The sequence below is a fragment of the Herbaspirillum autotrophicum genome (assembly GCF_001189915.1).
Classification (GTDB): domain Bacteria; phylum Pseudomonadota; class Gammaproteobacteria; order Burkholderiales; family Burkholderiaceae_D; genus Herbaspirillum; species Herbaspirillum autotrophicum.
The window spans coordinates 1-17520 of the sequence record NZ_LFLS01000046.1 but is presented as its reverse complement, the minus strand read 5'-3'; the positions used below and the strand labels follow the sequence as shown (position 1 = coordinate 17520).

The window sequence follows — 17520 nt, the reverse complement described above, 5'->3', positions numbered from 1 at the left end:
GCTCACGCGGCAGATGCTGCCGCTGATTGCTGTCTGAGCCGCCACAAGCCGGCCAGCGGCAGTAGTGCGCTGAGTATCGCCAGCAGCGCCAGCCACGGCATGCCGCTGATCTTGCCGGCGTCATCGACGCCCAGCAACAGCGTCGTGCTCAGTGCCGCCAGCGTGATGGCGAGGTCTTGCGCCATGCTTTGCAACGCCAGAAACCGCGCCCGTTCCTGTGGCGCCGGCAGCTGGCTGATGCCGGCCGCGAGACTGACATTGCGGCCGGCATTGGCCGACATGAACAAAATGAATACCAGCGCCAGCGGCAAACCGTGCCATCCCAGCAAGGGGGTCAGTCCGGCAGCAAAGCCGCAACTGGCCAGCGCCACCGGCAGCAGCGGACCGTAGCGGTCAGTCACGCGTCCGCATACCTGCATCGCCAGCATGGCACTCAATCCCCCCAGCAGATACAGCGAGCCGAGCCGGTCCCGCGGATACTCCAGATTGAAGATGAAGAACGCGGAAAACACCGGAATGATGAGAAAACAGGAAAACTGGTTGCCGGCCTGAATCAGGCAGGCGGTGCGCAGCGCCGGATTCTTCAACAAGGCGAACCATGCAATGTCGCCCGGGGTCCGCTCAGGTGGTGCCGCCAGTGGCAACCAGCGGACCGCCAGCAGCCAGACCAGTGCCGCCAAGCCGCTCAGGCAGAAGAAGGGTAACGACCAGTGGCCCAGTCGTGCCAACTCCAGTGCCGCCGGTATGCCGGTCACCACCGCCAGTGAAAATCCCAGCATCACTTTGCCGATTGCCGCACCACGCCGCTGCGGCGGTGTGGCATCAATAACGAGCGCCATCGCCAGTGCCGTAGCCGGACCGCCAAACAGGCCGGTGAGCGCGCGCGCCCACAGCAACATCCACAAATCGGTGGCAAGTCCGGCCAGCACGGTGCAGAGCGTGAGCGCGCCGAAACACAGCAACAGCGCTGGTTTGCGCCGATAGCGGTCAAGCAGCCGCAACGATGCCAGCCCGGCCACGACCGAAGCCAGCGTATAGGCGGCCGACAGCCAGCTCAGACGGTCCGCCGGAAATTGCAAGGCGTGTGCGACGTCGGGACCGAGCGGCAGCAACAACATGAAATCGAGAAGATAGACAAACTGGATGGCGGCGATCAGCGCGATGAGGCCGCGCTGCGATGGAAGCCGGGCAGGGCGAAGATTGGTGTGCATGTTTGTGCCAAAAAGAGGGAGATTCGGTGCTATCCCGCAGGACAACGGAGGCCGGTCGCAGTGCTGAAGTGCGGGTTCATCTGGACCGGTGCATGGCCGGATGCAGGTCGCGCAGCGATTGCGCGGACGCGGTGTCGGTCGCCCGCATCGCATTGTCATTGCGGTTGCCGGGTGCATGAGCGAGATGGCCCGGTTCACTTGTGGTGCACTGTCTGGCCGGTGGCCAATGCGCACGGATGGAACAGATTGCACACCGACATCAAATTGATTGGTGGAGCGCGCCGGTCGTCATCGCGATCACCTTCACGTGACGGGCTGGAACGGCACTCATTGTCTATTTTGCTATTCAGTGTCCGCCATTTGCCGGCAATTTTCGCGGTTCGCTTGCGCGCTCGGTTGGGGCTGGCATCCCTGACATCAACGCTGCCGCCGGTGCTGACACCATTGTCGTTACCGGGCTTGCCGAGAGCGCCGCCAGAGTCGGCTTGCAGTCGGCCGGCGCCATTGCTGTTCATCTTCGCCATGCCCCCTTCAACCCGGTACCTGTCGCCGTTTCTCAATGCATGCGGTGCGCCGGCGATCGTCGCCCCGGAGCGCCAATGTGGCGGTCGGCGTTGCGCATGATTGCCGGCAGGGGCGGGGAAGCGCGGCGGATTGGGGATTGCTGCCGGCCTGGACACGGTGTTTTGGGAAAACGGTTGCATGCATGTTCCTTTGCGGATGGGTTGCTTGCCTGGCAATGATGCTCTGGGTGTCAATAATGCTTTACAGAATTAATGTGAAGTTACGCGATAGTTAAGTGACGAAGCCTGTAAATGTCGTGTGTTTGTGATTCTCCTTACAAAAAAATAATTGCGAATAATTATCATTATTGCTATTGTTTTATTGTTGCTTTTGTGCAACCTGTTGTCAAATATGATTTTAAATTCGTGCGCAAAAGCACGGTCAACCCCACCCACTCAGTACCCACTAAAGGAATTCAACGATGACTGACCACCAACAAGTGCATGGTCTTGCGCTACCCCGGCTGGCAGATTTACTCGACAAATATCGAAAGGACTACAGCTTCTTCGCCTCGCGCCGCGGTGCCATGCTGGCGCTCGGGAAATCGAATGTGATGGACGTTCCCGAACTGATCAGGGTCATGCGCCAAGGCAAGAATGGCTTGCCGATCATGGCGGCAATCCCGTTCAGCCATCACGGCGGTGCGCATGTGGTTTTGCCGCGTGAGGTCAATATCATCTCCGGCCCGCATGACGCCGGTTTGTCCAAAGAACGTACCCGCCGCTGTCCGCAGGCGGCGCAGTCATTGCGGCGGCCGGTCATCACGGCCGTGCCGAGCGCCGCCGCGTATTGCCGCAATGTGGAGCAGGCGCTGGCGCAGATCCGTGGCCGGGCATTTGAAAAGGTGGTGTTGGCGCGCTCGCTCACGGTAGAGGCCGGCATTGATTTGCCGGCCTTGTTGCATCGGCTCACCCGCAGCAATCCGGGCGGCTACACCTTTGCCCTGGAACTGGCCGGGGCCGCAGGCGACCATCGCAGTCTGGTGGGCGCCAGTCCGGAATTGCTGCTGGCCAAGCGCGGCCGTCAGGTCATCTCGAATCCGCTGGCGGGGTCGATTGCGCGCAGTGACGATCCGCTCGAAGATGCACGTCGCGCTCAGCGTTTGCGGCGGTCGGCCAAAGATCGTCATGAACATGCATTGGTGGTCAATGCAGTGGCAGCGGCATTGAAGCCGTTCTGCATCAGCATGGAAGTGCCGGCCGAGCCCTCCTTGTTGTCGACCCAGACCATGTGGCACCTGTCGACCGAGGTCAAGGGCGAGCTCGGACCAGGCGCGCCGACCTCACTGGAACTGGCACTGGCCTTGCATCCGACCCCGGCCGTGTGCGGTTATCCGAGTCCGGCCGCCTATGATTTCATCCGTCGCGTCGAAGGCTTTGACCGTGGCCTGTTTTCTGGGCTGGTGGGCTGGAGCAATGCCAGCGGCGACGGCGAATGGGCGGTCACGATACGTTGCGCCGAAATCGGTGCGGCGGCGTCCATCATCTATGCCGGCGCCGGCATCGTCGCCGGTTCCGAGCCGGAAATGGAACTCGCCGAAACCAGCGCCAAGATGCGCACCATGTTGCGCGCGATGAATCTGGAATCGGTGCTGGAGGTGGAATGAGCAGGACCTTGTTAGCGGGCTGCGTGGCATGGCCTGCAGAATTCGAGGAACGCTATCGCGCCATCGGCTACTGGAGCGGCGAAACCTTCGGCGAAATGTTGCATCAGCGGGCCCAGCATTCACCGACCAAACTGGCCGTGATCTGCGGCAGCCGGCGCTGGACCTATGGCGAGCTTGATCAGCGCGCCGACCGGTTCGCCGCCGGTTTGCTGAAACTGGGCATCCGCGCGCGTGACCGGGTGGTGCTGCAACTGCCGAATATCGCTGAATTTCTGGTGGCTTGCTTCGCCTTGTTCCGCATCGCTGCCGTGCCGGTGTTTGCACTGGTACCGCACCGGCGCACCGAGATTACCTACTTCTGTCGTTTCACCGGCGCCACGGCCTATCTGATTGCGGATCACGATGGCGGTTTCGATTTCCGGCAACTGGCGCGGCAAGTATGCGCGGATGTCGACACTCTGCAACACGTCATTGTGGCGGGCGATGCGCAAGAGTTTGTGGCGTTCGATTCCCTGTATGCGGAACCATGCCGTATCGAGGGTCCGGCTTCCTCGGATATCGCCTTTCTGCAACTGTCCGGCGGCAGTACCGGCATCCCCAAACTGATCCCGCGCACGCATGACGATTACCTGTACAGCGTGCGCGCCAGCGTCCAGATTTGCGGTCTGGGGCCGGACAGCATTTACCTGTGTGTCTTGCCTGCAGCGCACAATTTTGCGCTGAGTTCGCCTGGCTCCATCGGGACCCTGTATGCCGGCGGCCGCGTCGTCATGACGCGGCTGCCATCGCCTGATACCACCTTCCCGCTGATCGCCACCGAGCGCGTGACGATCACGTCGCTGGTGCCGCCGCTGGCACTGATCTGGCTCGATGCGGCGCGTTGCTGCGAGCAGGATTTGTCCAGCTTGCAGGTATTGCAGGTCGGCGGTGCACGCTTTGCCGAGGAGGCGGCGCGGCGAGTGGGCCGGTTGCTCGGTTGCACCTTGCAGCAGGTATTCGGCATGGCCGAGGGACTGGTGAATTACACCCGCTTTGACGATCCGGCGCAGTTGATTTGCGGCACCCAAGGCAGGCCGATTTCTCCCGATGATGAAATCCGTATCGTGGATGACGAGGACCGTAACGTGCCGCCCGGACAGCCCGGCCATCTGCTGACGCGCGGGCCTTATACGATACGGGGCTATTACCGGGCCGAAGCGCATAACGCGGTGGCATTCACCAGCGACGGCTTTTACCGTACCGGCGATATCGTGCGCATGCTGCCGAGCGGGCATCTGATTGTCGAAGGGCGCAGCAAGGATCAGATCAATCGTGGCGGCGAAAAGGTGGCAGCAGAAGAAATCGAAAATCATCTGATTGCCCATCCGGCGATTCATGACGTGGCGCTGGTCGCCATGCCGGATGCCGATTTCGGCGAACGCAGTTGTGCCTTCGTCATCGTCCGCCAGCGCCCCGGCGTGGTCGACGCCGGGGCGCTGGCCGCTGAATTGTTGCAGTTTTTGCGGGAGCGCAATATCGCCCGTTTCAAATTGCCCGACCGCATCGAGTTCACTGACAGTTTCCCAAAAACCGGTGTTGGCAAAGTCGACAAACGCGCCCTGCGGGAACAGATTGCACGGCTGGTCAGTGCACCCCATCAACTTTAATCAACTGGAACTTCGATGAGCATTCCCAAGATCGCTTCCTATCCCATGCCCGATCAGGCCGCCATGCCAACGAACCGGGTCGGGTGGAAACCGGAGGCCAAGCGTGCGGTGTTGCTGATTCACGATATGCAGCAATATTTCATGGATTTTTTTGACACCGAAGCGGCGCCGGTGCCAGCCTTGCTTGCCAATGTGCGCCGCCTGCGTGCCGCGTGCGATGTGGTCGGCGTGCCGGTGGTCTACACCGCACAACCGGCGCGGCAGACTGCCGGTCAGCGTGGCTTGCTGCAAGACTGGTGGGGGCCGGGCATTACCGCCGTGCCGGAGCGCGTCAGCGTGATCGGCACGCTGGCACCGCGTCCGCGCGACGTGGTGCTGGACAAGTGGCGTTACAGCGCCTTCGCCAAAAGTGATCTGTTGCAGCGGATGCGGGATCAGGGGCGGGATCAGTTGATCGTCTGCGGCGTGTATGCCCACATCGGTTGCATGATGACGGTGGCCGAGGCCTTCATGAACGATATTCAGGCGTTCATGGTGGGCGATGCAGTGGCCGATTTTTCGGCGGATCAGCATGCCCTGGCATTGTCGTATGTGGCCGGCCGCTGCGGGATTGCCATTACCAGCGAACAGGTGATTGAGACCTTGCGCGGTGCAATGCTGCTGCCACGCAGTCTGGAAGAGTTGCGCACGGTAGTGGCGACGCTGCTGCAGATACCGGCAGACGATCTGAAGCCCGACGACAACTTGCTGGACAGCGGCATGGATTCGATCCGGCTGATGCGCTTGATCGAGCGCTGGCATCAGGCCGGTTGCCGCCTCGGCTTTGCCGAACTGGCCGCGCATCCGGATCTGAATCATTGGTGGGCATTGATGGCGGCGCGCCGGGAGAGCCGGGCATGACGCCGGCCGACAACATGCCGCTGCCACTGACGGCGGCTCAGTACGGTATCTGGCTGGGGCAGCAACTGGACCCGGCCAGTCCGGCATATTGGACCGCAGAAGCAATCGAATTGCAGGGCGAGCTCGATGTCGCCGTGTTCGAGGAGGTCGTGACGCAGGTGATCACCGCATGCCAGGCACTGCACATGCGTTACGAAGGCGATGGCGATGAGGTGCGGCAACGCTGCCGTTATGAAAAATGGACATGGCAAACTCTCGACTTCAGTCATTCGCCCTGTCCGCTGCAGGCATGGCAAGTCTGGACCCGCACCGATCTGGTCCGCACCGTCGATCTCGCGGTCGGTCCCTTGTTCGGTTGTGCGCTGATTCGTCTGGGACCGCATCGGTATATGTGGCATTTGCGGGTGCATCACATTGCTCTTGATGGTTTCGGTTATGCCTTGCTGAGTGAGCGGGTGGCGACTTTGTATGCGGCGCGGTGCGGCGGCCAGCCGCCGCTGTGTGGCCCGTTTCACGAGCCGGCAGCGTTGCCGCTGGTGATTGCGGAAGATCAGGCCTATCGTGCCTCCCGGGCCTGGCGGCATGACCGTCAATTCTGGCTCGACAAGCTCGCCGCCGCGCCGCCGCCGGCTATGCTGGCAGCACCGGCGCCGGTGGCGCACGGCATCGTGCGCTGGCGCGGTAACGTTGCTGCGGCCGATTTCATGGCATGGCGCAATGCGGCAGAAGAACTGGGCATCGACTGGAGCGTATTCCTGATGGCGGGTACGGCTGTCTGGTTGCACCGGGCCACCGGCGCCACCGATATCACGCTTGGTGTGCCGGTCATGTGCCGCCTCGGTTCGGTAACGCTGAACGTACCCTGCATGACGATGAATATCGTGCCGCTGCGGTTGCAGGTGTTGCCGGACCATACATTTGCTCAGGTGGCGCGTGCTGCGGCGCAGGAATTGAGCATGCTGCGGCCGCATCAGCGCTATCGCTACGAACAGTTGAAGCAGGACCTGGCGTTGAGCGGCAGCGGCCGGCGCCTGTTCGGTCCGGTACTCAACATCCTGCCGTTCGACCGCCGGTTGCGGTTCGGCGATGTGATCGCCAGCGCACATCGGGTAGCGGCCGGGCCGGTGGAAGATCTGGCGCTTACCTTCGCGCCCGGGCTGGATCCGGCCAGCCCTGTCCGGTTTGACCTGGAAGCCAATCCGGATACCTACGATGAGCCGGCACTGGCGGCCCATCACCTGTCGCTGACGGTATTGCTGACAGCGGCGGCGCGTTCCGGCAGTGCCATGGTCCGCAGTTTTCCCGGCGTGGCGTCGACTGCCGCCCGCAGCTTGGCGGTGTTGCATGGCGAACCGCTGCACCAGCCTGCGCAACCGGTGTTGGCGGCGTTACTCAGGCATGCCAGCCATCGTCCTGACCGGCCGGCACTGGAACAGGACGGGCATGCCACGCTGAGCTACGCCCAGTTGCTGGGGCGGGTGCAGACTCTGGCCGGACAACTGGCGGCGCAGCAGGTCGGTCCCGGCGATCTGGTGGCGTTGCTGTTGCCACGTTCGCCGGAGGCCGTGATTGCCTTGCTGGCGGTGCTGTGGGCCGGCGCCGCCTATGTACCGATTGATCCGGAGGGCCCGCAAGCCCGGCTCAACATGGTGCTCAATGATGCCAGGCCGGTGCTGGTACTAAGTGTGGAAACCTGCAAAAAACAACTGCCCGGATCAATCAGGTGCTGGTTCCTGGATCAGCCGGCGCCGGCTGTCGCCAGCACTTGCATGGTGGCGCCGCCGCCGTTATCCGCGCCGGTGGCAGTCGATGCCACGGCGCTGGCGTATGTGATGTATACCTCCGGTTCCACCGGATTGCCGAACGGGGTGCAGATCGGTCGCGCCGCGCTGGCGCATTTTGTGGCTGCTGCCAGCCAGCGATATGGCATCACGCACACCGACCGCATCCTGCAGTTTGCGCCGTTGCATTTCGATGCCAGTATCGAAGAAATCTTCCTCGCCTTGTGCAATGGTGCCGCGCTGGTGCTGCGGACTGCAGCCATGCTGGAGTCGATGAGTCGCTTTTGCGATGCCTGCGCCACGCGCGGCATTACCGTACTGGATTTGCCCACCACTTTCTGGCACGAACTGGCGTATGCGGTAGGCAACGGCAGTACCAGTTTGCCGCCGGCGGTGCGTCTGACCATCATCGGCGGCGAAGCCGCGCTGGCCGAACGCGTCACACGCTGGCGCGCAACAACGCTGCCGCACATGCAATTGTTCAACACTTACGGGCCGACCGAAGCAACAGTGATTTTTACGGCAGCACAACTGGCCGGTCCAGGCATGCCGGTTAGCGCCGGCCACGCCGATGAGAATCTCCCGGTCTCGATTGGCACGCCGCTGGCCGGCCTCAGCATTGCCGTGGTCGATAGCCAATTGCGCACGGTAGCGGTGGGCGAAGCCGGGGAGCTGTGTCTGATCGGACCGACGCTGGCGCATGGCTATCTGGCACGGGATGCAGTAACGGCGCTGCGTTTCATCCGCTTGCCGGATTTCCCGCAGGCCTGCGCTTACCGCACCGGTGATCGCGTGCAATTGGGCACGGATGGTTTGCTGCGCTATCTGGGCCGCTTCGATGACGAATTCAAATTGAGCGGTTATCGCATCGACCCTGCCGAAGTGGAAAGCACCTTGCTGGGCTATCCCGGGATCCGGGAAGTCGCCGTGGTCGGCCAGCGCTTGCCGGATGGCGGCAAGCGGCTGGCAGCGTTTCTGGTGGCTGTCAAAATGCCGCAACTGGCGGTGTTGCGGCATTGGCTCACCGAACGTTTGCCGGCACCGGCAGTGCCGGCGGCATTTTCGCTGATTGCCCGCTTGCCGCGCAATGCCAATGGCAAGATCCATCGGGGTGCCTTGCGCAATCGTCCGGTCGCCGAACAGTGGTGTGGCGAGCAACTGGCAACACCATTGGAATTGGCGGTGATGGCCGTATGGCGCGAAGTACTGGGGGTATCGGAGCTGACGCCGGACAGTGATTTCTTCACGCTCGGCGGCAAATCGCTGCAAGCGATTCAGGTCGCCAATCGCCTCAGTCATGCGTTGCAACGCGAAGTACCGGTATCGGCATTGTTCCGGCATGCCAGCGTCGCCAGTCTGGCGCAATCGCTGGATACGCCGCTGGGACATCAGCCGCCGGCAGCGGCGAAAGATCCGTTCGCCGCCTTGCTCACCCTGCAATCAGGCACCGGACCGGGGCTGTTTTGCATTCATCCGGCCGAAGGGCTGGCGTGGTGCTACTGGGGACTGGCAGCGCAATTGCCGCAAATGCCGATCTATGGCGTGCAAGCCAAAGGATTGACGGCAGCGCCGCCAGTCTCGATTGACGCGTTGCTGACCGGGTATCTGGCGCTGATCCGCGCCACCCAACCGCAGGGACCATATCTGCTGCTGGGCTGGTCCTCCGGTGGCGGCATTGCCCAGGCCCTGGCGACTGCCTTGCAAGGCGAAGGCGAGCAGGTGGCGCTGTTGGCGATGATGGATTCTTACCCGGCCGACATGTGGGCCGGGAAGCCGCCGGCGCAGGAGCGCGATGCGCTGAAAGCCTTGCTCGACGTAATCGGCGACAGCGATGTCGCTCCCGACGGCCAGTTGTTGTCGGAGGCCGAAATCAGAGCGCGTCTGCAACGTCCCGGCAGCACGCTGGCGGCATTTGGTGCGCAGCACCTGGAACAGTTGGTGGCGATGACCCTGCATTCGATGGCCCTGTATCGCGACCTGCGCCATGCGCGCTTTGATGGCGATCTGCTGTTTTTTCGCGCCGCACGGCGTGTCGCGCAAACCCCGGACTGGCGTGACTGGGAAAAATACACCAATGGCGGGATTGACTGTGTCGATATCGACAGCACGCATGCCGGCATGAGCCAGCGCTTGCCGCTGACGCATATCGGACGGGTGCTGGCGGAATACATCGCCAGACTGGATGAGCTTGGAAGTCGCGCATGAAGACACAACACGGAACAGGATCAGAGATGGAATTTGCGGGGAAAATTGCGCTGGTGACCGGCGCTGCCCAAGGTATCGGTGCCACGGTTGCCAGCGTTTTGCTGCAACAGGGCGCGGCGGTCGGCCTGCTGGATCATCAGGCCGAGGCCTTGCAGGCACAGGCCAAGGCGCTGGCCATACAAGTCCCGGCCGGACGCGTCTTGCCGCTGCCGGCCGACATCACGCAAACGGCGGCGGTCGACGCTGCGGCGGGGCGGCTGGAACGGGAAGTGGGGCCGATCGATATTTTGGTCAACGTCGCCGGTATCTTGCATGTCGGCGCGGTGCAGGCCACCAGTGATGTTGATTGGGACCACGTCTTCGCCGTCAATGCCGGCGGCGTGTTTCGTACTTCGCGTGCAGTGGCGGCGCGCATGGTGGCGCGCAAACGCGGCGTCATCATCACGGTCGGTTCGAATGCCGCCGCAGTGCCGCGTATCGGCATGGCCGCCTATGCCGCTTCGAAAGCGGCGGCCATGCATTTCACGCGTTGTCTGGGACTGGAGCTTGCTGCCAGCGGCATCCGTTGCAACAACGTCTCGCCCGGTGCTACCGATACCGACATGCAGCGTCAGCTCGGCAGCGCACCGGAAGCCGTATTGCGCGGCACGCCACAGCAATACCGGGTGGGCATTCCGCTGGGACGCATCGCCACGCCGCAGGATATCGCACAGGCAGTTTGTTTTCTGGCATCCGAGCGTGCCAGCCACATCACCATGCATGATCTGCGGGTCGATGGCGGTGCCACATTGGCGGCTTGAAGCGGTGCAGACATTGCGCATGCTGGAGTTGCCGCCGCAGCAAATCGATCTCTGGTGCTGCCGTTACCCGCAGATCCGGGATGCTACGCCGCTGCAGCGTTACCGGTTGCTGCCGGCGACCGAAGAGATACTGCGGCTGGAGCGCTTTCGCCATGCCGCCGATGACTGGCGTTTCTGGCAGTTGCAGGCGTTCGACGATTATCTGGTCGCGATTTGTGCCGACGCCCGCAGCAGTGGCGTGCAAGCACTGTTGATCAGGCAGACCGTGCTGCTGCACGCCGCGCAAAGCTTGTCCTGTCCTTTGCTGGTGCAGACCTGAATGGTGAGTCTGCGGTTGCACCAGACTGTGCAAGGGTCGCTGGCGTTGTGTTTGGCGCATGCATTTGCGGCACATGCGATGACGGCATTGCCACTGCATGAAGTCACCGGCGCCGGGGTCACGGTCGGCATTGTCGATACCGATTTTGACCCCGCCAATCCGGAGTTTGCCGGGCGCCTGACCAAGGAAGTGTATTCGCCGCCGACCGCCGCCACAGGTGCCGGTTTTTTTGGTGCGCAGGGCTCCGGTGATACGCATGGCACACAGGTTGCAGAAGTGCTCGGAGGGCACAACAGCGGTATTGCACCGGGGGTGCGGATGCGTGCGGTTGCCTCGGGCTGGGGGCCTCATGTGTACTTGAATGCGGCAATCAATGACCGCCTGTATGACCTGGGCATCAGGATTTTCAATCAATCCAACAGCGTCGGCTTCATCGATACCGCAACCGCCGGCGCTGCGCATACTTATTACGAAAGATATGCGCCGTTTGTCGCCAAAGACAGTTTGTTTATCTGGACCACCGGCAACAGCGGTAAAGAGCAGCCCAGCATGACCGCTGGTCTGCCCGTACGTTATCCTGAATTGCAGCGCGGCTGGCTGGCGGTGACGGCGATCAATGCGGTGGGCGGTGTTAACGGATTTAGTGCCGACGATACCATCGCGGGCGCCATTTCCAGTTACGCCAACCGCTGCGGCGTCGCCGGCAACTGGTGTCTGGCGGCAGCGGGGGACTTTGTGTCGCCCAGTTCCGGCGAGCGCGAATTCGGTACCTCGTATGCGGTACCGCTGGTCAGCGGCACGGCGGCGCTGCTGCAGCAGGTCTATCCGTGGATGAACGCGGATTTGCTGCGCCAGACCATCTTGTCGAGCGCCAGGCGCAGGCGCGATGTCGACACCTATGGCTGGGGAATACTGCATCCGGCACGGGCGCTCAGGGGGCCGACGCTGTTTGCCCAAGAACTGGCGCTGGGACCGGATGTGCATGTCCGTTTCGATGGCATGGTCTCGACCTTTGCCAATGCCATCGGTGGCGATGCCGGTCTGGTCAAGGAGGGCAGCGGCACGCTGATCTTGCCGGCAGCCAATACCTATAGCGGCCGCAGTCGCATCGTCAACGGCAGCCTGCATGTCACGGGATCGGTGGCGGCCGGTGTCCGGATCGAGCGCGGCGGCGAGCTGGCCGGTGCCGGCGGTCATATCGGCGGCAGCGTCGTCAATGAGGGGCACTTGCGTAACGATGGCCAGGGCTTGACGATTGCCGGCAATTACATGGCGATCGGCAATGCCGTCCTCAGCAGCGATTTGCAGATGCCGCTGAAAATCGGCGGCAGTGCGGCGCTGGGGCGATCGCACCTGGTGTTGCTGCGGCCTGCGGTCGCCGCTGATGTCACTAGTTATGTCACCGCCCCCGGCTGGCAGTTGCCGCGCAGGGTATTGCAGGCCGGTCGCCTGCATGGCGGTTTCAGCAGCATCGGATTCGGGCGTGCCGGTGTCGCGCTGCCGCCATTGCTGGCAGCGCGGCTGACCTATGCCGCCGATGGCGTCGATCTCCATTTGCAGCGGGTTGCCGTCACCACTGCAGCGCGCGCATTGGGTGCTGATGCCAGCAGAATCAGCAGTGCCGCCAATCTGGAACGGCTCATGCTGGCCGCCGATGCCGCCGCCAGCGTGAATCCGGGCACCAACCCCGGCACCAGCTCAGGCGTCAACAACGCCTTGCTGGACAGTGCCCTCAGCCTGCAACGACTGGATAGCCCGGCCGCGCTGGGCATGGCACTCGACAGTTTGTCGGGACAGATTCACGCGTCGGTCCAGGCCTTGGGTTTTCAGCAATCGCAGACCATCAATCGGGCGCTGTCCGCGCGCATGGCGCGGGCAGACAACGAACGCTCGCCACCCACTGCCGGCTGGTGGGCCAGCACTGACGGCAGTCGCGGCAAGCTGGCGCACAGCGGTTATGCCAGTGCCACTACGTCAACGGCGGGCCGGCAATTCGGTTTCGACAGACGCTTCGCTGCCGGTGCGCTGATCGGCGTGGCGGTGTCGCATGCACAGGGGCATGCCAGCTTTGATCGTTTGGGCGGCAATGCCAGCGTCCGCCATCTCGGCTTTTCGCTGTATGCGCGGAGCCGGTGGCCGGGGGCGGAGGATGTTGCGCATGGTGCTTATATCGCCGCGCGCATCGGTGCCGGCAGGGTGTTGAGTACGATCAACCGGATCGCCATTGCCGGCGCCGATCAGTCCTATCTGCACAGTACCCGCAAGGATCGTTTGCTGACGGCGTATGTTGAATCGGGGCGGCTGTCCGGGGCGGCAATTCGCATCAGCCCGTTTGCGGCGCTGGCGTATGCGCATCTCAGGCGCGGCGCTTTTCAGGAACAGGGCGGCAGCTTCGGGTTGTTCAGCGACAGCCAGACGTATCGCCGCCTGAGCACGCTGCTCGGTGTGCGCGCCGCATTCGATCCCGCGTGGCCGGGCCGCCTGCGCATGCAAGTGGATGCTGGCTGGCAGCACGCACATAGTGACGGCCGGCTGGATGTGCAGGCCGCCTTTGCCGCAGCGCCGTCGCTGCAATTCAATGTGCGCGGTATTGCGCTGCCGCGCAACAGCGGCTGGACCAGTGCCGGCATTTCCGCCGCGATCAATCGCCGCTGGCATTGGTTTGCCCGTTACGGCAAACAGTTTTCCGGCAGCCTGCATCAGCACATGGCGTCGCTCGGTCTGCGTATCGTATGGGATTGAGGAGGGCGGTGCTTTGGTGCGGCGGCTTGCGGCTGCCGCACCAGAGCGTATTGATGGCGTGCGTTGTCAGGCGCTGACGGTACCGACCGTTGCTTGTTTGCGATACAGCACCAGGGTGGCAATCAAGCCGCAGATGGCGGCAAAGCTCATCCACAATCCCGGTGCGCCCTTGTCGCCGGTAATTTCGATCAGGCCGGTGGCAATCGCCGGGGTGAAACCGCCGAAAATCGCAGTCGCCAGGCTATACGCCAGCGAGAAGCCGGCCGTACGTACATCGACCGGCATCACTTCCGTCAGCGCCACTACCATGGCACCGTTATAACTGGCGTACAGGAACGACAGCCACAGTTCGACCACCAGCATTTTGGTGAAGGTGGCGTCGTTGACCAGCCAGGTCATGGCCGGATAGGCGGTCAGGATGGTCAGGATGGTGAAGCACAGCAGCAATGGCCGGCGGCCGACGCGGTCCGATAATGCACCCATGAGCGGCAGCCAGATGAAATTGGAAATGCCGATACAGAAGGTCACGATCAGGCTGCTTTCGGTGCTCAGCTTGAGCACATTCTTGCCGAAGGTCGGGGTGTACACGGTGATCAGGTAAAACGATACGGTGGTCATCGATACCAGCATCATGCCGGCGATCACCAGCTTCCAGTTTTCCAGCATCGAGTGATAGATCTGGCTGATGTTCGGCTTGTGCTTGCGTTGCAGAAATTCTTCGGTTTCCTGCAATGAACGACGAATCACGAACAACACCGGCACGATCATGCAACCGATGAAGAACGGCACGCGCCAGCCCCAGTCGGCAACTTCGGCCGGCGTCAGCATGACGTTCAAACCATAACCGAGCGCCGCCGCCACGATGATGGCAACCTGCTGGCTGGCCGATTGCCAGCTGACATAAAAACCCTTGTTGCCGGGTGTCGCCATCTCGGCCAGATAGACCGACACGCCGCCCAGTTCCACGCCGGCTGAAAATCCTTGCAGCAGTCGTCCGGTAAGCACCAGCAACGGCGCGATGACACCAATGCTGGCATAGCTGGGAACGAAGGCAATCAGCATGGTGCCGATCGCCATCAGCGCCAGCGTCATGATCAACCCGCGACGGCGACCGACGCGGTCGACGTAGGCCCCCAGAATGATGGCGCCGAGTGGTCGCATCAGGAAGCCGGCACCGAAGGTCATGAAGGTCAGCATCAGCGAAGCAAATTCATTGCCGCTCGGGAAAAATGCCTTGGAGATATAACTGGCGTAAAAGCCGAACAGGAAAAAGTCGAACATTTCCATGAAATTGCCGCTGGTCACCCGCAGGACCGTAGCGAATTTTGAAGCGGGAGCGGAAGTACTGGGGGTCATGATTATCTATGCCTGTGCGGTAGGAGAGGTACGAATTGTTATCAGCGCGATGGTCGGCGCATTGCCTCGTTCAGTCTATCTGAATTGAAGTCAGATTTGTGCATTGGCATAAGCATAATTTATGGTCGAAAAGCCGCTCTGGTAATGGCTTTCAGCAAATCGGACTGTCAGCTATTTGTCAGCTTTGCGGGGCTGTTGGGCGGACCGCAGATCACTCGCCTATGCGGCGCGGTGCCAGCGTCGGGACAAGGCGTTTACATGCTGCTGTCCGCATCCGGTTGCAGCATGCTGCTGCGGTTGCCTTCGGTATCGAAAAAGGCGACATAGCGACCGACACCGGGAATCTGCATCGGCGCGCCGAGGACCTCGCCGCCAGCGGCGGTGACCGCCGCCATGGCCGCGTCAATATCGGGAACGGCGATCACGATCGAGGGAAACTGCGCCGGCCAGTCCGGGTTTTTCGGATAGAAGCCACCATTGATGGCGCCGGCCGGCGCCCCGGCTCTGGCATCGGCGACCGCCGTTGTCGCCAGCACATAATTACCCATTTCCTCGCCGAGTATCTGCGTCTGCCAGCCGAACACGGTGGCATAGAAGGTCGCCATCCGGCTCGCATTTTCGTATGGCATTTCAAAGTGAACGACAGGATTCATGATGCGGTCTCCTTGACCTCATGGCGGGGTAATGTGGTTTCTTTCGGCGACAACCGTTGCCGGTCATTCGCGTTGTAACCAGAGCAGCGCCCGCGGGCTGTCGGCAAACGGGAAGTGCCTGACGTCGGCGGCAATGAAATGCTTGCCGAGGGTTTCGGCGATGCTGGCAAACACACTGTCGGTGACGACGGCGACACGTTCTACCTGGGTATGGTGTTTGCGCACAAAGTGCATGTGGGCGATAAAGCCGTCAAAATTTTCATATCCCGGAAATTCCCTGGTATGCACCAGCACGCCGTGCAGTTTGGCATGCTGTGCGAGATAGCCGTCGACGGTAGCGGACAGTCCTTCGAAATCTTCCTTGCTGATCGGTGTGCGGGGTTCCAGCATCAGGATGCCCTGCGGCTCCATTATCGAGTAATCAAGCATGTGATCCTCCATGTGTGCAGAACCCATTCCGTGGTCGCGGCATGGCGGTCGATGAAATGCGTTCTGATTTAATCATAGACCTTCCGCCGTCATCATTCCAATCCCGCTTCCGATCTGCTTGCGCCTGCCGCAGTCAATCCTCCTTGCCAGCGCAATCAGGCGCTGACCGGTGCCGGTGATGAAATCGGGCAGGTCATGTTGATGCCCTGACAATTGCCCGCCGGCAGTGTTTCAACCATGTCATCGGCCGCCATGCACCAGCATGATGCGCCACCGCATGTTGGCGGGAATTGACAAGGTTTTGTCGGAAAAACACAGCCTCGCCACTTTATGATCGGCGCACTTGTTCAGGCCGTGGCCGGCGTTTGCGATGCAGAACAGACCATGCCGCCGGATGTCGGTTGCCTGCTTGTTTTCAGCGCCTTGGAAATAATGCGATAGCGGCGACGCAGAAATTCTTGTTCTCAATCAGCGGCCATGAAAACTCGTCTCGAAGCAGTTGCGGTTTTCGTATTTCTTTATTTTGCTTCGCAGCAAATTCAGTTCATGTGCATAGCAATATGACAATATAGCCGCCCATTTTCACCGACGTACCGGCGGGAAATGCGCCGCTGCCGGGCCGCAGCGTCATCAACGCGCCATCCTCCGATCTGCACGCAACGCATTTTGCGTCGCGCCGGTCGGCAGTTTCATCTCATTCTTTCTCTCGCAGTGGTCATTATGAGCAAACAGCTTGTCTCCCGTCGTTCTTCCCGCACTTCCCGGATTCCTTTTCAACTTTCGCTGGTCACGATGTCGGTGTCGGCAGCGCTTTCCGGTTGTGGCGGCGGTGGTGGTGGCGGTGCGCAAAATCCGGGCAGCGGTACGGCGGCATACGCAGTCGGCGACCCCAGCAATGCCGGCGCTGCGCATGCACGCGGCATCACCGGTGCCGGCGTGACGGTGGGTGTGGTCGATACCGATTTCAACGTCAATGATCCGGAACTGGCAGGGCGGATTACCAAAGATGTGTACTCACTGACCGGCGGCTTCAACGGCGCCAGCGGCAACGGCAATCAGCATGGTACGGAAGTGGCGGAAGCCTTGGGCGGCACCAATACCGGGATCGCACCGGATGTCCATATCTATGGCATTGCCGCCGGCTCCGGTGGCGACAGCGTGCAATTCAATAGTGATATCTATAACCGGCTGTACAACAGCGGCGTACGGATTTTCAATCAATCCAACGCTGCCGGTTCCATTGCGGCACCATCCAATGCTTCTGCTTACTACAACATCTTCCAGCCGTTCGTGGCCAAGGGCGGGTTG

Annotated in this window: 13 protein-coding genes; 8 read left to right on the top strand and 5 right to left on the bottom strand. The window is 61.7% G+C overall.

Annotation, left to right across the window (positions count from 1 at the left end; translation table 11 throughout):
* Positions 1-2 precede the first annotated feature (2 nt).
* Both AKL27_RS24630 and AKL27_RS24625 read right to left on the bottom strand, forming a co-directional pair.
* On the bottom strand, positions 3-1211 hold the full coding sequence (locus tag AKL27_RS24630; protein ID WP_050465535.1) for an MFS transporter: 1209 nt from the start codon (positions 1209-1211) through the stop codon (positions 3-5).
* Positions 1212-1405: 194 nt separating this feature from the next.
* Entirely contained in the window at positions 1406-1735 is a 330-nt protein-coding gene (locus tag AKL27_RS24625) for a hypothetical protein (protein ID WP_050465534.1), read from the bottom strand.
* A gap of 461 nt (positions 1736-2196) precedes the next feature.
* Here AKL27_RS24625 and AKL27_RS24620 point away from each other — a divergent pair, with 461 nt between their 5' ends.
* The 7 genes from AKL27_RS24620 to AKL27_RS24590 are packed head-to-tail and all read left to right on the top strand — an operon-like array spanning position 2197 to position 13774.
* The gene (locus AKL27_RS24620) at positions 2197-3381 is read left to right on the top strand and encodes an isochorismate synthase (RefSeq protein WP_050465533.1); all 1185 of its coding nucleotides are present in this window, start codon (positions 2197-2199) and stop codon (positions 3379-3381) included.
* The gene (locus tag AKL27_RS24615; RefSeq protein WP_050465532.1) at positions 3378-5027 is read left to right on the top strand and encodes a (2,3-dihydroxybenzoyl)adenylate synthase; all 1650 of its coding nucleotides are present in this window, start codon (positions 3378-3380) and stop codon (positions 5025-5027) included. The genes AKL27_RS24620 and AKL27_RS24615 overlap by 4 nt, the downstream gene beginning before the upstream one ends.
* 15 nt (positions 5028-5042) lie before the next feature.
* Complete coding sequence (locus AKL27_RS24610; RefSeq protein ID WP_157057087.1) at positions 5043-5927, top strand: isochorismatase family protein; 885 nt, start codon at positions 5043-5045, stop codon at positions 5925-5927.
* Positions 5924-9913, top strand: coding sequence for a non-ribosomal peptide synthetase (locus AKL27_RS24605; RefSeq protein WP_050465555.1), 3990 nt, complete (start codon positions 5924-5926; stop codon positions 9911-9913). Before AKL27_RS24610 ends, AKL27_RS24605 begins: the two co-directional genes overlap by 4 nt.
* Positions 9910-10713, top strand: a complete 804-nt coding sequence (locus tag AKL27_RS24600; protein ID WP_232311095.1) for a 2,3-dihydro-2,3-dihydroxybenzoate dehydrogenase — start codon at positions 9910-9912, stop codon at positions 10711-10713. Before AKL27_RS24605 ends, AKL27_RS24600 begins: the two co-directional genes overlap by 4 nt.
* Positions 10688-11032, top strand: coding sequence for a hypothetical protein (locus AKL27_RS24595; RefSeq protein WP_050465530.1), 345 nt, complete (start codon positions 10688-10690; stop codon positions 11030-11032). Before AKL27_RS24600 ends, AKL27_RS24595 begins: the two co-directional genes overlap by 26 nt.
* A complete protein-coding gene (locus tag AKL27_RS24590) occupies positions 11033-13774 on the top strand; it encodes an autotransporter domain-containing protein (protein ID WP_050465529.1) in 2742 nt (913 codons plus the stop codon).
* A 66-nt stretch (positions 13775-13840) separates the two neighbouring features.
* On the opposite strand, the gene tcuC is transcribed toward AKL27_RS24590, so the two are convergent.
* The 3 genes from tcuC to AKL27_RS24575 all read right to left on the bottom strand — a co-directional run bounded on the left by tcuC (position 13841) and on the right by AKL27_RS24575 (position 16212).
* The gene (gene tcuC / locus AKL27_RS24585; protein WP_050465527.1) at positions 13841-15130 is read right to left on the bottom strand and encodes an MFS transporter; all 1290 of its coding nucleotides are present in this window, start codon (positions 15128-15130) and stop codon (positions 13841-13843) included.
* 254 nt (positions 15131-15384) lie between these two features.
* Positions 15385-15783, bottom strand: a complete 399-nt coding sequence (locus AKL27_RS24580) for a VOC family protein (RefSeq protein ID WP_050465526.1) — start codon at positions 15781-15783, stop codon at positions 15385-15387.
* A 63-nt stretch (positions 15784-15846) separates the two neighbouring features.
* On the bottom strand, positions 15847-16212 hold the full coding sequence (locus AKL27_RS24575; RefSeq protein WP_050465525.1) for a SpoIIAA family protein: 366 nt from the start codon (positions 16210-16212) through the stop codon (positions 15847-15849).
* A 720-nt stretch (positions 16213-16932) separates the two neighbouring features.
* Here AKL27_RS24575 and AKL27_RS24570 point away from each other — a divergent pair.
* A partial coding sequence (locus AKL27_RS24570; protein ID WP_232311094.1) for a S8 family serine peptidase occupies positions 16933-17520 on the top strand: 588 nt, incomplete at its 3' end.

Coding starts and splice junctions, on each gene's coding strand:
- AKL27_RS24605 (WP_050465555.1), top strand. CDS start 5,924: ATGACGCCGGCCGACAACATGCCGCTGCCACTGACGGCGGCTCAGTAC.
- AKL27_RS24600 (WP_232311095.1), top strand. CDS start 9,910: ATGAAGACACAACACGGAACAGGATCAGAGATGGAATTTGCGGGGAAA.
- AKL27_RS24615 (WP_050465532.1), top strand. CDS start 3,378: ATGAGCAGGACCTTGTTAGCGGGCTGCGTGGCATGGCCTGCAGAATTC.
- AKL27_RS24590 (WP_050465529.1), top strand. CDS start 11,033: ATGGTGAGTCTGCGGTTGCACCAGACTGTGCAAGGGTCGCTGGCGTTG.
- AKL27_RS24625 (WP_050465534.1), bottom strand. CDS start 1,735: ATGGCGAAGATGAACAGCAATGGCGCCGGCCGACTGCAAGCCGACTCT.
- AKL27_RS24620 (WP_050465533.1), top strand. CDS start 2,197: ATGACTGACCACCAACAAGTGCATGGTCTTGCGCTACCCCGGCTGGCA.
- AKL27_RS24575 (WP_050465525.1), bottom strand. CDS start 16,212: ATGCTTGATTACTCGATAATGGAGCCGCAGGGCATCCTGATGCTGGAA.
- AKL27_RS24630 (WP_050465535.1), bottom strand. CDS start 1,211: ATGCACACCAATCTTCGCCCTGCCCGGCTTCCATCGCAGCGCGGCCTC.
- AKL27_RS24580 (WP_050465526.1), bottom strand. CDS start 15,783: ATGAATCCTGTCGTTCACTTTGAAATGCCATACGAAAATGCGAGCCGG.
- AKL27_RS24610 (WP_157057087.1), top strand. CDS start 5,043: ATGAGCATTCCCAAGATCGCTTCCTATCCCATGCCCGATCAGGCCGCC.
- AKL27_RS24595 (WP_050465530.1), top strand. CDS start 10,688: ATGGCGGTGCCACATTGGCGGCTTGAAGCGGTGCAGACATTGCGCATG.
- tcuC (WP_050465527.1), bottom strand. CDS start 15,130: ATGACCCCCAGTACTTCCGCTCCCGCTTCAAAATTCGCTACGGTCCTG.